This is a genomic window from Oenococcus sicerae (assembly GCF_004102045.2).
Classification (GTDB): Bacteria; Bacillota; Bacilli; order Lactobacillales; family Lactobacillaceae; genus Oenococcus; species Oenococcus sicerae.
In genome coordinates this window covers 1,264,771-1,278,422 of sequence record NZ_CP029684.2, presented here as the reverse complement: position 1 = coordinate 1,278,422, position 13,652 = coordinate 1,264,771, and the positions used below count along the sequence as shown (strand labels likewise).

General features: G+C 40.3%; 11 protein-coding genes and 1 tRNA gene. 5 read left to right on the top strand and 7 right to left on the bottom strand.

The window, feature by feature from the left end; all coding sequences use genetic code 11:
* Positions 1-124: 124 nt before the first annotated feature.
* Together leuS and metK are read right to left on the bottom strand one after the other, a co-directional pair.
* On the bottom strand, positions 125-2,557 hold the full coding sequence (gene leuS / locus DLJ48_RS06545; protein WP_128686683.1) for a leucine--tRNA ligase: 2,433 nt from the start codon (positions 2,555-2,557) through the stop codon (positions 125-127).
* 213 nt (positions 2,558-2,770) lie between these two features.
* On the bottom strand, positions 2,771-3,937 hold the full coding sequence (gene metK / locus DLJ48_RS06540) for a methionine adenosyltransferase (protein WP_128686682.1): 1,167 nt from the start codon (positions 3,935-3,937) through the stop codon (positions 2,771-2,773).
* Positions 3,938-4,129: 192 nt separating this feature from the next.
* Here metK and DLJ48_RS06535 point away from each other — a divergent pair, with 192 nt between their 5' ends.
* Positions 4,130-4,873, top strand: a complete 744-nt coding sequence (locus tag DLJ48_RS06535; RefSeq protein WP_128686681.1) for a hypothetical protein — start codon at positions 4,130-4,132, stop codon at positions 4,871-4,873.
* Here the strand turns inward: DLJ48_RS06535 and DLJ48_RS06530 are convergent, their stop codons facing one another.
* Both DLJ48_RS06530 and DLJ48_RS06525 read right to left on the bottom strand, forming a co-directional pair.
* Entirely contained in the window at positions 4,874-5,695 is an 822-nt protein-coding gene (locus DLJ48_RS06530) for an HAD-IIB family hydrolase (RefSeq protein ID WP_128686680.1), read from the bottom strand. It lies immediately after the preceding gene.
* Between the two features lie 110 nt (positions 5,696-5,805).
* Complete coding sequence (locus DLJ48_RS06525) at positions 5,806-6,096, bottom strand: hypothetical protein (protein WP_128686679.1); 291 nt, start codon at positions 6,094-6,096, stop codon at positions 5,806-5,808.
* A 376-nt stretch (positions 6,097-6,472) separates the two neighbouring features.
* Between DLJ48_RS06525 and DLJ48_RS06520 the strand changes: the two genes are divergently transcribed.
* Genes DLJ48_RS06520 through DLJ48_RS06510 form a run of 3 tightly spaced genes read left to right on the top strand, consistent with a single transcriptional unit; the run spans position 6,473 to position 9,415 of the window.
* A complete protein-coding gene (locus DLJ48_RS06520) occupies positions 6,473-7,621 on the top strand; it encodes a cation:proton antiporter (RefSeq protein WP_128686678.1) in 1,149 nt (382 codons plus the stop codon).
* A gap of 53 nt (positions 7,622-7,674) precedes the next feature.
* Positions 7,675-8,415 (top strand): sulfite exporter TauE/SafE family protein, encoded by a 741-nt coding sequence (locus DLJ48_RS06515; RefSeq protein WP_128686677.1) that lies wholly within the window; start codon positions 7,675-7,677, stop codon positions 8,413-8,415.
* A 46-nt stretch (positions 8,416-8,461) separates the two neighbouring features.
* A complete protein-coding gene (locus DLJ48_RS06510; protein ID WP_128686676.1) occupies positions 8,462-9,415 on the top strand; it encodes a quinone oxidoreductase family protein in 954 nt (317 codons plus the stop codon).
* Between the two features lie 57 nt (positions 9,416-9,472).
* Here the strand turns inward: DLJ48_RS06510 and DLJ48_RS06505 are convergent.
* Positions 9,473-9,543: transfer RNA gene (locus DLJ48_RS06505), tRNA-Cys, on the bottom strand.
* Positions 9,544-9,612: 69 nt separating this feature from the next.
* On the opposite strand from DLJ48_RS06505, the gene DLJ48_RS06500 reads away from it, so the two are divergent.
* Positions 9,613-10,428 (top strand): HAD-IIB family hydrolase, encoded by an 816-nt coding sequence (locus DLJ48_RS06500; protein WP_243148540.1) that lies wholly within the window; start codon positions 9,613-9,615, stop codon positions 10,426-10,428.
* Positions 10,429-10,476: 48 nt separating this feature from the next.
* Here the strand turns inward: DLJ48_RS06500 and DLJ48_RS06495 are convergent, their stop codons facing one another.
* Together DLJ48_RS06495 and DLJ48_RS06490 are read right to left on the bottom strand one after the other, a co-directional pair.
* Positions 10,477-12,864, bottom strand: coding sequence for a glycoside hydrolase family 31 protein (locus tag DLJ48_RS06495; protein WP_128686674.1), 2,388 nt, complete (start codon positions 12,862-12,864; stop codon positions 10,477-10,479).
* A 40-nt stretch (positions 12,865-12,904) separates the two neighbouring features.
* Positions 12,905-13,630 carry a DUF624 domain-containing protein gene (locus DLJ48_RS06490; RefSeq protein WP_128686673.1) on the bottom strand — a complete coding sequence of 242 codons (726 nt, stop codon included), beginning with the start codon at positions 13,628-13,630 and terminating at the stop codon, positions 12,905-12,907.
* Between the last annotated feature and the right edge of the window lie 22 nt (positions 13,631-13,652).

Below are 13,652 nucleotides of genomic sequence, written 5' to 3'. Positions count from 1 at the left end.
AAGTATCAAGCTAATGCGAACGTTTATCAAAGATTTGTTACAAAATTTCTGAAAATGTTCGTTTTGATGAAAAATCCACCAAATAAAAAAAGCTAAGTCCAAATAACTTAACTTTTTCATCGTCTCATTTCACAACGATATTGATGATTTTACCGGGAATCGCAATTAATTTGACAATTGTTTTACCAGCAATATACTTTTGAACTTCAAAATCATTCTCAGCCAGTTTTGCTAATTCGTCACGCGAGATATGCACTGACGCTGTTAATTTGCTTCGAACTTTACCATTGATCTGCACAGCCATTTCAATTTGGTCTTCCACAAGTTGACTTGAATCGTAAGTTGGCCAAACAGTGTAGGTAATTGAACTATCGTGGCCCATTTTCTGCCAAAGCTCCTCTGTGATATGCGGTGCAACCGGATTGAGCAGCTGCAAAAAGGCATTCATATATTTTCTGGGCAGTTTTTTGGCTTTGAAAGTTTCGTTGATAAACACCATCATTTGAGAAATTGCTGTATTAAAATGCATTGCAGCGTAATCGTCGGTCACCTTTTTCACGGTTTGGTTATAGACTTTGTCCAAACTACCGTCATTTTCATTGACGATTGCCGGATTAAGACCGTCTCCATCATCCGTGAAAATTCGCCAAACACGATCAAGATAGCGCCGAATGCCAGCTAAGCTATCTGTGTTCCAAGGCTTGGATTGTGTCAAAGGTCCCATGAACATCTCATAGACACGCAAGCTGTCAGCCCCAAAAGCGCTCACGATATCATCAGGATTAACAACGTTGCCTTTGGACTTGGACATTTTTTCATGATTTTCGCCCAAGATCATCCCCTGGTTAACCAACTTTTGGAAGGGTTCTTTCGTTGGCACAACGCCTAAATCATAGAGAAATTTGTGCCAGAAGCGTGCATACAATAAATGCAAAACAGCATGTTCAGCACCGCCAACGTAAAGATCAACATTCATCCAATATTTCAATTTTTCCGGATCAGCTAACACTTTACTATTATGCGGATCGATATAGCGCAGAAAATACCAAGACGACCCTGCCCATTGCGGCATCGTGTTCGTCTCGCGACGGCCTTTCAGTCCATCTTTGCCTGTCACATTCAACCAGTCACCAGCGTTAGCTAACGGTGACTCGCCAGTCCCGGATGGTTTCATCTGTTCTTGGTTCAAATGCGGCAGACGCAAAGGCAGCTGATCTTCAGGTACCAAGGTCTGTGTCCCATCTTCCCAATGAATCACAGGAATCGGTTCGCCCCAATAACGCTGACGGGAAAAAATCCAGTCACGCAATTTGTAATTAACCTGTTTATGGCCTGCCTTATGTTCTTCAAGCCAAGCAACAGCTTCATCGATCGCATCTTGTTTGTTCAAACCATCCAGAAAACCCGAATTGATATGTGTGCCATCGCCTGTATAGGCTTCTTGTGAAATATCGCCGCCGGCAATAACTGCCTTTATCGGTAAATCAAATTTCTTAGCGAATTCAAAATCACGACCATCATGTGCTGGCACAGCCATGATTGCGCCGGTACCATAGCTGGCTAAAACATAATCGGCAATCCAGATCGGTATTTTTTCACCATTGATCGGGTTAATACCATAAGCACCCGTAAAAGCACCAGTTTTGTTTTTGTTCAGATCAGTCCGTTCTAAATCAGATTTAGAAGCAATTTTGGCTTTATAGGCTGCCACTTCGCTTTGCTGCTCGTCTGTTGTAATCTGGTCGACTAATTCGTGTTCCGGTGCCAAAACCATATAAGTCGCACCGAAAAGTGTGTCTGGTCGAGTCGTATAGACTTCGATTCGTGTGTTGGATTTTTGATCAACGTTAAAAAATACTGAGGCACCTGTTGATCGGCCGATCCAATTTCGCTGCTGTTCTTTGATCGCTTCAGGCCAGTCCAAGTCATCTAAGTCTTCGAGCAGTCTATCAGCATATTTCGTGATCCGTAAGACCCATTGTTTCATCGGCACACGATAAACAGGATAATCACCACGTTCCGTTTTGCCGTCGATCACCTCTTCGTTGGAAACGACGATGCCGCCGCCAGGGAAATCCGGTGCCCAATTAACCATAATTTCGTCTTCATAAGCAAGACCTTTTTTATAAAGCTGTTCAAAAATCCATTGTGTCCATTTGTAATATTCTGGATCAGTCGTATTAATTTCACGATTCCAGTCATACGAAAAGCCCAGCGATTTGATTTGCGCCTTGAAGTGTTTAATATTTTCATTTGTAAAATCAGCCGGGTTGTGGCCAGTTTTAATCGCATATTGTTCAGCTGGCAGACCGAAAGCATCCCAGCCCATCGGTTGTAACACATTAAACCCTTTCATCCGTTTAAAACGCGCCATAATATCGGTAGCTGTGTATGATTCCGGGTGGCCAACATGCAGTCCTTGTCCCGACGGATAAGGAAACATATTCATGACATAATACTTCGGCTGCCCGGAGCTCTCAGGAGCAGTTTTAAAGGTCTGATGTTCATCCCAATAATGCTGCCATTTTCTTTCAATTCCCTTGTGATCGTAACTCATTGACGACTCCTTAATAAAGATTAATAAAAAAATCCGCCTGTAAAAAAGAACAGGACGGATTTCCGCGGTACCACCTGAATTCGCTTGCGCGCACTCGATCTATGAATTAAAAACCTTAGCCGAGTTCAATCATTCGATTTACCAACTTGCAGCAAACGTTGGCTTTCTGAGAAAATCTCAAGATCTACTACTACTAATTGTTTTTATTATAGCTTAATTGGCAATTAGCGCTTGGATTTTTGAAACTTGATCCAATTTTTCCCAAGGAAGATCCAGATCAGATCGACCAAAATGGCCAAAAGCAGCTGTCTGCAAATAAATTGGTCGACGCAGATCCAGCTGATTAATGATCGCCAATGGACGAAAGTCAAATAATTGTTCAACGATTGCGTCAATTTTGTCCAGTGATACTGTTTCTGTGCCAAAAGTATCAACATTGATCGAAACGGGCCGTGCAACACCGATCGCATAACCAACTTGAATCTCCAATTTGTCAGCCACGCCGGCAGCAACTAGATTTTTAGCCACATAGCGGGCATAATAGGCACCTGAGCGATCAACTTTTGTCGCATCTTTACCAGAAAAAGCCCCGCCGCCATGATGAGCAGCGCCACCATAGGTATCAACGATAATCTTTCTGCCGGTTAAACCGGAATCGGCTTGCGGACCGCCTAAAGACCATAGCCCAGACGGGTTGATGAAGAATTTTGTATTTTCATCAACTAAGTCAGTTGGCAATACTGGGGCGATCACGTCTCTTGAGATTCGTTCACGCAAATCTTCCAATTCCAATCCTTCAATATGCTGAGCCGATAAAACAACTGCAGCAATTCTCTCGGGTTTGTCATCATCACCATACTCGATCGAGACCTCGCCTTTACCATCAGGACGCAAATAGCTAGCCGAATCGGCAGATTCACGAACGGTTTTCAATTGTTTCATTAATTTATGAGCTAATTGCAAGGCTAAGGGAATATAATCATCCGTCTCATTATCAGCATAACCATAAATAATGCCTTGATCACCAGCGCCGATTTGGTCTGGATCATCATCAGCTTGATTAACAGCTGTCGAAATCTCCGGCGACTGTTCAACGATTTTATTTTCTATGTTGACAGAATCATAAGTAAAACCAAGCTGGGGCTCAACATAGCCAATATTTTTGATCGTATTGGTCGCGATTTTACGGACGTTTACATAAGCTTTTGTTGACAATTCACCAAAGATAGAAACATCGCCAGTCGAAACTGTGACTTCGATCGCACTTCTAGCTAATGGGTCTTGTTTTAAGACTTCATCTAATATCGCATCAGCGATCTGGTCAGCAACTTTATCGGGATGACCGATCGCTACTGATTCACTCGTAAAAATTTTTTTCATAAACAAATTTCGCTTTCTAACAAAAACAGGCCAAGGAAGATCTGTTTAGACCCATCGCTTACCACTGGGGCACCTTGCAAAAAGCAGGTAGCCGGTAGATCATCGGGTGGTATCCCTCACTACACTCTGAATAGGTTTTAAACTGCAATTGTTAATATAAATTGTAACTAAAATCATTTATAATTGCAGACTATGGAAACTCGTAAAGTTCAAAAGACAAACAGTCCAGCTTTTTTTCTGTTTTCAATTACAATCACAGCTGCAGCTTTCAACTGTATCTGGTGGCTGATCACAAGCAGCAACGATACAGACAAAAAAATGCTGCTCGATGATTCAACTAATTTATTACTTTTACTATATACGCTAAGCTTAGCCGCTGGATTTTTTCTCACTTTTAATAAACTAATTACTCATTATTGGAGTTTGTTAGCGATCATGGTCTCGGTCTTGACGAGCATCAGCTTAAGCAGAGCCGACTGGAAAATAGCCCTGCTGATGCTGCTTTTTCCAGTTTTAATTTTCATTACGAATTTTGCCGTCCTGGGGCTAAAATCTTTTTTCGGCCTCATCGCTAGCGCTTTTATGTCTGGAGCTGTTATGCCATCAATTCTTTTTTATTTTAAAAACGGCGGTCTAACGCAAAATTCGTCCACACTATTAATTACGATCACGCTTATTTTTGCTTTTTTCTTAGCACCGATCTTCATCGCATCAGGTCCCTTGGAAACAAGCACTGGCTTGATTTTCGGACTCGCCTTGATTATCAATCTATCGATGAAAGGAATGACTCATTTTTTTTGGATCAATGCACTTTTAATCCTGCTAACTTGGATATTTTTGGCCAAACTGACTCTGCGCCAAAAATATCGTCTGCCTATTTATTCAATGATGATGCTCATTTCAGGGCTGCTGTTTTTCTACCAAATTCAAGCTTAATCAGGCTTTACTTAAAAATTTATCAATCATATCCAAGACACCATCGTGATTGTTGTCCAAAGCTGTTTTCAAATTAATTTTTTTCTGTATCGAAGCAGCGGCATTGCTCATGACATAGCCAGCCGGATATTTTTTTAACATTTCCAAGTCGTTTTCGTTATCACCAAAGGCAACAACCTGATCATCTGCGACTTGCCAGCGGTTCTGTAAAAACTTTAAACCCGTAGCTTTATTGGTGTTGGCAGCTAAAACATCTACATTACCAAATCCTGATCCTGTTGAGTGAACCTCATCACCAAAAACTTGGCGCAAACGCTTGACTTGTTTGGCAACATCTGCATGTTTCCACAAAAAAGTTACTTCAAGAATCTTTTCATCGGCTGCCATTAATTTATCAACTTGTTCAATATTGTGATACCACTCAGAAATAATATCGATCACTTCCGTTGTCGCGTGATTAGAGACAAAAGACTTGTTCAAACCCGTTAAAATAACAAAATTATCATCAGAATCAGGATTTTCAGCATTCCAATCAATCACTTTTTGCAATTGTTCATCAGACAAAAAAGATGCATGAACCAACTGATCACCATCATAAGATGCTGCACCATTCGAGGCAACGTAGCTTATTTCAAGCCCTTTATCTAAAATGGGTTGAAAAATAGTTCGCAGATGGGAAATTTTATTGCCAGAAGCTGCTACGAATCTGATATGGCGACGGCGCATTTCAATAAGCTGCTCGTAAAATCGATCAATGTTATACAATTTATCATCACTTAAAAAAGTGCCATCCATATCGCTTGCAATTACTTTTAGATCCATGCTGGCCTCCAGAAACATCTCGAACAATTCTAACATATAAGTTTTTCTAGATAAGTAGCAGACAAAAACGGGCTGACCCAAACCATGTGGATGACAACAAGCACAAATGACTAGTCGCGAACACTTAAAAATCTTTTTGCATTCATCAATCTAAATGTATTCAAAACGTATTCATCATGAATCATTCGGCCTGCACTATCAACTTGGCTGTGAAAATCCAAAAGTCCCTGTTCTTGAAAAATCATTAAAACCCTGATCAATTCTTTTTCATCCAACCCAGATATCTTCAGCAAATCATCAAAACGCAGACGATAAAAATCATTGATGTTGACATCATGAGTTAAAAGAACGACATCTCTGATCTTGTTAACAACAATTTGTTGAGTATTCAGAATAGCCATAAGAAAATTAAAACACAAAAAAACGTCTCATTTTTAGGGATAAGACGTTTTGGGATTGAATTTTTTTGGGATTGAATTATTTTATGAAGCGTTTTTAATTTGGGATTGGAAAGAATATTTTATTTTTGGGAGAGTGTTCCAAAGGATCAAGTCTGCTCTTAACCTTTGGAACAGTTATCATTATTCAATTACCAGATTAAAGGAAAATAAAGGTCACATAAAAGGAAGATTAAAATAGCAAGATGCTAGAATAACCTTATAGATTATTAAATATTTTTTGGTTGAAGCTGCTGCTTTCAAGAATCGATTCCTGTTTGGGTTATCAGGGATTCTTGATGGCGGGCAGTTTTTTTGATCAAAATGATCGGGGAAAACAGTGAAATTCTTAGCTATTTTATGTTTGATTTTATTAATCACTACGTTAGCCGGGCAGTTGAGCGTTAAATTTAATCTGCCAGTTGTCGTGGGTCAGCTGATTGCCGGTATTGTCTTAGGACCAGCACTATTAAATTGGATCCAGCCGAACGATTTGATTAAAAACTTTGCCGAAATTGGTGTCGTCATCTTAATGTTTATGGCTGGCTTGGAAAGTGATCTGCATTTATTGTGGCGCTTTTTCAAGCCTAGCCTTTTAGTTGCGATAGCTGGTATGCTGCTGCCCTTAGCGAGTTTTTATGTGATCGGTATCAGTTTTAATTTCACAATACAAGAAAGTCTTTTTTTGGCTATTATCTTTGCAGCTACTTCCGTCTCGATCACGGTCGAAGTTTTAAAAGAGATGAAAAAGCTTAACAGTCGAGAAGGTACAACAATTTTAGGAGCAGCAGTTGCAGACGATATTTTATCGGTCATCTTGTTGAGTTTTATCAGCAATAGCAGCACTTCAAGCAATCTAGTCTTAACATTACTGCTGCAACTGGCCTTTTTCCTGTTGTTGTTCATTGCGATAAAATGGCTCGTAGCGAAATTAATGAAATGGAGCGAGATTTTTCAGATTCAAGTTTCGGAAATTCTAATGGCCTTGATTCTCTGCTTTGGCTTAAGCTATTTAGCTGCATTGATGGGCTTAAGTGATGTGATCGGTGCTTTTTTTGCGGGTATTGCAATCGGACAAACATCTTACAAAAAACGCATCATCGATGGCATCAAGCCGATCGGTTACGGTCTGTTTATTCCTGTCTTTTTTGTCAGCATCGGTTTAGATTTGACTTTCAAAGGAATCATTGATGATTTTGCCTTATTTTTAGTCTTGACAGCTGCTGGTATTTTATCCAAAACAATCGGCGCCGGTTTGGCTGCCAAATCATTCGGATTTTCAAACCAGTCTGCTTTAACAATTGGGTTCGGTATGGTATCGCGCGGTGAAATGGCTTTGATCCTGGCTCAAATTAGTTTTCAAGATCATTTATTATCTGCTAACCGCTATTCTGCAGTCATCGCTGCTATTTTCGCTTGTACACTGATCGCACCTTTTTTGCTGCGCGCCAGTATTAAAAAAGCTGATGAAAAGGCAGTTAGCCTATGATTAAACTTGTATTTAAAAACGCTAACTAGTTTCTAGAAGGAAGGATTCAACCTATGCAGTTATATATTCTCGTGATTCTCGGTTTTTTGGTTGGCAGCTTGGTCATTTCGATCGGTGGTGGCGGTGGTGCGTTTTATCTAGGCATTTTGACTTCGATCGTTGGCTTGTCGGCGGTCAATGCGGCTGCTACTTCGTTATACGTCTCCTTACCTTCGCTGATCATCGGCTGTCTAAGCTATTGGCATACGGGATATGTGAAAATCAGATACGGAAATAAAATGATTTTTTCAGCACTTCCGACGCTTGTCTTTGGCAGTTTGATCGCTAAATATATTCCAGAAATCGTCTACAAATGGACCATTCTAGTTATATTTGTCTTTTTAGGTTTGCAGATCCTCAGCAAAACATTCCGAAAAAATAAAGCACAACATCATTTACCGGAAAATGCCGCCTATTTATTTGGTGCCCTCAGCGGGCTGATGGTCGGTATCGCCGGCATGAGCGGCGGTGCGCCGATGGTTGCTGGACTTTTATTAATGGGTCTGAATATGCCGCAAGCTGCCGCGACCTCCTCTTATATCTTGATCATGACTTCAATCGTGGGTCTGATCCTTCACGTAGCACAAGGCAACATTGATTGGTCTGCCGGTTCTTGGATCATGATCGGTGCTTTAGTAGGCGCAGCCATTACACCAAGAATCATTGCGCATTTTGATCCAAAGAAAATAACTGCCCTTCTTAGACCTGTTATGGCTATTTTAATGATTTTGATGGGTATTAACATGGTGATCTGAAGTAACTTTTTGAAGAAAGATTATAATGCAGATCAGAGGTCGAATAATGAAAGCAGCAGTTTTAAAGCAATATGGAACCCTACCAATCTATACAGATTTTGCAGAACCCGAAGTCGCAAACGAGAGCCAGATTTTGGTTTCGCCAAAGGCATCATCGATCAAGCAATTGGATATTAGCAGGGCAGCCGGCAAACATTACACGAAATTTAAGGCAATGCCAGCTGTCATGGGCATGGATGGTGTTGCAGAATTAGCTGACGGTACACGTGTCTTTGCATCGGCTGTTACAGGTATGATGGCAGAAAAAGCTGTGATCGATAAAAAGAGCATTTTAAAGCTGCCAGACGGTTTAAGCAATGTGATGGCCGCAGCACTACCGAATGTTTTATTAGGATCGGATGTCGCTTTACGGACTAAAGGCGAAATTAAAGCTGGTGATGTGGTTTTTGTGAGCGGTGCTACCGGTGCGACAGGCATGATGGCTGTTCAAATGGCTAAGTTCCATGGGGCAGCCAAAGTGATAGCGACCGGCAGAAATGCCAAAACACTGGCAGTTTTAAAAAAAATCGGTGCTGATCAAACGATTTCGCTTGATCAAACAGATGATGCCATCATCGCGGAAATCGCAGCAGCTTATCGTACAGCACCATTCAACATGATCATTGATTATCTTTGGGGCCATTCAGCCGAAATTATCTTCGCTGCCTTAGAAAAAGTTAAATTTAATAAGCAACTAAAATATGTCACAGTTGGTGAGATGGCCGGCTCAGCTGTTTCACTTTCATCACAGATTTTTAGAAGCCACGATCTGCAGCTGATAGGCTCAGGTTACGGCAGTTTTCCAGCAAGTGTTGTTGAAAACTATATGAAAAACAGTTTACCGGAAATATTTAAGTACGCAGCGGCCGGCAACATTTATATGAACTGGCAAGCGTCACCTTTGAGCGAGGTGGAAAAGGCCTGGGCTGCGCCAGGTAGAACTGTCATTACAATTAATTGATTTTCATACATAAAAAGCGTTATATCAACGGATGCTGGTATAACGCTTTTTTTATTAAGGTGGTAACGGGAATCGAACCCGTGATGACGGTTTTGCAGACCATTGCCTTACCGCTTGGCTATACCACCAAAAAGTCACCCTTAAAATCATAGCAAACTAATCAACGAAAAAAACTTTATAATTTAACTATGAGCCCAATGAAATTATTTGCAACCGATATCGATGGCACCTTCGTGAATGACAAGAAAATATTTGATCAAAAATTATTCAAAAATATTCTAGACAAGATGAATTTTAACAATCAATTCTTTGTTGCCGCCTCGGGCAGGTCTTATAAAGGTATTTCTCAGGTTTTTAAAAATTACATGTCTAAGTATAACATCAGTCTTGTTTCGCAGAATGGTGCTTCCGTTTTTGTTGATGGGCAAAATATTTTTCGATCAGCAATTGATCCAGATATCTTAGAAAAGGTTTTTGATGCCCTGCCAGAGCTCAGTCGCAAACCCGATCGCGTGATTTTTTCAGGGGATGACCATACCTATGCGCCTGATTATCAGCCGAAATCTAAATTCACAAAAATGAACCTATTTGATTTAGATTTAAAAGTCGTGCATCATTTCTCCGAAATTAACGAGCCAATCGAAAAAATCGCCCTGTTTTGGGAAAACACAGACCAAAAGCTCATGGCCGAAGAAATTATTTCCACCACGCACATTCAAGGTGTTCGAGCAACTTCATCCGGTTACGGTGCCATTGATATTATCAATCGTGGTATTTCCAAAGCTGTCGGTCTGCAAAAGCTCGGTGCCTATCTCGGTCTGCATCATGATCAGATGGCTGCTTTTGGTGATGGCGAAAACGACTTGGAAATGCTTTACTACGTCGCCTATCCTTTTATCATGCCCAATGCACCCGAATTCATTAAAAAACAGTTTGCTAAAGACCAGCTGGCTGCTGCTGATAACAATAACAGCGGCGTTTTAAAAACAATTGAAAAAATCATTTACGAATAAAAAAGCTTCCTCAAAAAAGAGGAAGCTTTTTTATTGCTTGTAAGTTGTTTAATAGCTAATGTGAATTTCTTTGGGATCATCAGCCTGAAAAGTCAATTGTTCACCGGCCGCATCAAATGGTGTGATTTGACCATCAACGATGATCTTTGGATCATTAATTCGATTAAGTATAAATTTGAAAGAATGATAAGCATGATCATATTCGGCATGTGGACGCTTTAATGTCATTTTCAATTCATGTTCATTTACCTGCTTCAAGGAAAAATCATACAAATTATAGACACCAGATCGATAGTTAAAACTCTCACCGTCATCCTGATAATGTTCATAATTTGTTTGGCCAGACCTTACAAAAGGATAAATGGATAAAGTTAACTGTTTGACATCTTTTTCGCCAACATAATTCTGAACCGGATAAAGCGGGATCACACTGCCTTCTCTCACAAAGATCGGGCAAACATCGATCGGTGCCTTTTTAATAATGTATTGGCCGCCTGCAAAAACTTCTTTGGTCCAATAATCAATCCAGTAATCGCCTTTAGGCAGGTAAAGCATCCGGCTCGTCAAGCCTTGTTCAATGATCGGTGCAACAAGAATTTGATCACCGCACAAGAATTCATCATTAATCTCATAAGTTGCTTCATCACTTTGATAACCCAATAATAAAGGCCGCATCATAGGCAGGCCATTCGACTCTTCTTCGTGCAAAATATCATAGAGATAAGGCAATAATTGATAACGTAATTTGATATATTTGCGGTTGATCGCTTCAGTTTGTTCATCAAAAGCCCAGGGCTCTTGATCCCTTGTAAAGATGCTGGAATGGTTTCTAAACAATGGTGTAAAAGCACCAACCTGGACCCAACGCGACAAAAGTTCAGCAGTGCAGTCGAAACCAAAGCCGCCGACATCAGTTCCGCAAAAAGTAATGCCGCTTAAACCAAGATTCATCAGCATCGGTAAAGACATGCGCAAATGTTCCCACAAGCTTTGATTGTCTCCCGTCCAAACGGTCGCATATTTTTGCGTACCTGCATATGCCGCACGCGTGATAACAAAAGGCCGTTTGCCCGTCGCTTCTTTTAAGCCTTCGTAAGTTGCTTTAGACATGTAGTGACCGTAAACATTATGAATCTCACGATGATCAGCACTGATACCATCGTTATTGAAATGAACATCATCAGGCAGCGGCCCATTGAAGCTGGCTGGTTCGTTCATGTCGTTCCAAATACCAGAAACACCGGTATCAGTCATGATCTTCTGATTTTTAGACCACCAGTGACGGACAGTCTTGTTCGCAAAATCCGGATATAAGGCATCCCCAGGCCAAACTTGGTTCACATAAGGAATGCCGTCTTTGTCAGTCGCGAAATAGTTGTTTTTCAAACCTTCATCATAGATGGTATAGCCTTTGTCTTTTTTAACGGCGGGATCAATAATCGTGACAACTTTAAAACCTTGCTTGCGCAAGTCAGTCAAAGTCCTCGTCGGATCGGCAAACTTTTTCTTATCCCAGGTGAAAACACGATAACCATCCATATAATCAATGTCTAAATGAATAACATCGCAAGGAATATCCTTTTGTCTGAAAGTATCAGCGATCTCATGCAGCCTGTTTTCTGGCGTGTAAGCCCAGCGTGATTGCTGATAACCCAATGTCCATAACTGCGGTAAGGGTGTTCTGCCGGTTAAATAAGTATAGCCGCCAATGACAGTTTTCATTGAAGGACCATAAATAAAGTAATAATCCAAATCGCCATCTTTAGCCGAAAAGGCGTAATAGTCGCTGTTTTCCTTGCCGAAATCGAAGGTAGATTCAAAACTGTTATCAAAGAAAATGCCGAAGGCTTGTTGAGACCTTAGCGCAATGAAAAACGGGATCGTTTTATACATAGCTTCAAAACTTTCAACGTGTGGATTAGGATTGTCCGTATTCCACATTCGATAGTGATAGTCTTTCTTATTTAAGTGACCCGTCTTGTCGCCTAAGCCATAAAAATAAGTATTTTCAGCCATTTTTTTAAAGATTTTTATTTTTTCACCACTGGCCTGTTCATCAATTTTATGCCCTTCTTGACTGGCGATTTCAAGCTGTGCGCTGGATCCCCTTCTCACAAAAGGCTGACCATCGCCACGATAATCCTCGCAAAGCGGATTTCCCAGCGTATCATAAATATCCGTTTTAAAATCTGTAGAGATAAGGATTTTCAATTTTTTCGTCCGAATTGTCAACTGATCAGCATCGGCATCAATTGAAAATGGTGTTGATGATGTTTGCAAATTTTCTATCGCTTTGGAGACACGGCGCTGTGCCAAATGTGGGGAGAAAAAGTTGATGATCGTAGCTGTTACTACCGTAACCGAGGCCGTTCCATTCTCAAATTCGATCGAAAGGAGATTATCTTTTTTTGTGTAAGATTTTATTTTTCCGAGCATTCCTATTCCTTTAGAGATTTATTTCTGTATTGATTAAATTTTAGTTCTTGATTTGCTGCTTATCGCTATTATTGTCAGCTGCAGCTTGCTTATTCTTATTTTCAATTTCTTTGTCAATACTTTTTTTAAAATAGCGCATTACGATCAATGCACACAATCCTGGAAAAAGAATGACCAGCAAAGGTTTGAAAATGACCCAAAAAAGTAGCGCGATCACAGTAATATTGACAATCATCGTTAGCATGTTGACTGGATGAATAATGAATAGAAATAAGCTGTTTGAAAAATAAGTTTTCACTTTCAATTCCTGATCTACCAAAAAGCTGTACAGTACTAGGAAATAGAATGGTATTAAAAATAAAAGCAGATAGAAGAGTATAGCTATGATCGTTGACAGAGAGGCATAATATTGCAGAGAAATATAGAAAATGGCCAGCACTAGTGTGTTAATGAGGCCCAGTGTCATGCTTTTAAGATAATCCCTGCGATAATATTTTAAAAAGAATTTAAAAAAAGAAAAAGCATCACTACTGCTTTCATATTTTCTAGCCACTGCTAGAACGTCTGTCGTGGCCGGTATGGTCACAAAAGGCATTAAAACAATCATCGTGAGAACTGCAATACGAATCGAATCAACACGATGCGCTGTAAAAATCATCAGAGCCAAGAACACATCAGGCAAATTAAACAGCCACCAAATAGCCGTTAATAATAATATCGGTGTCAACCATTTGACTACCCGTTCACTAAATTTGACCCAATTCATTTTTGCTGTCCTCTTCCCCTGC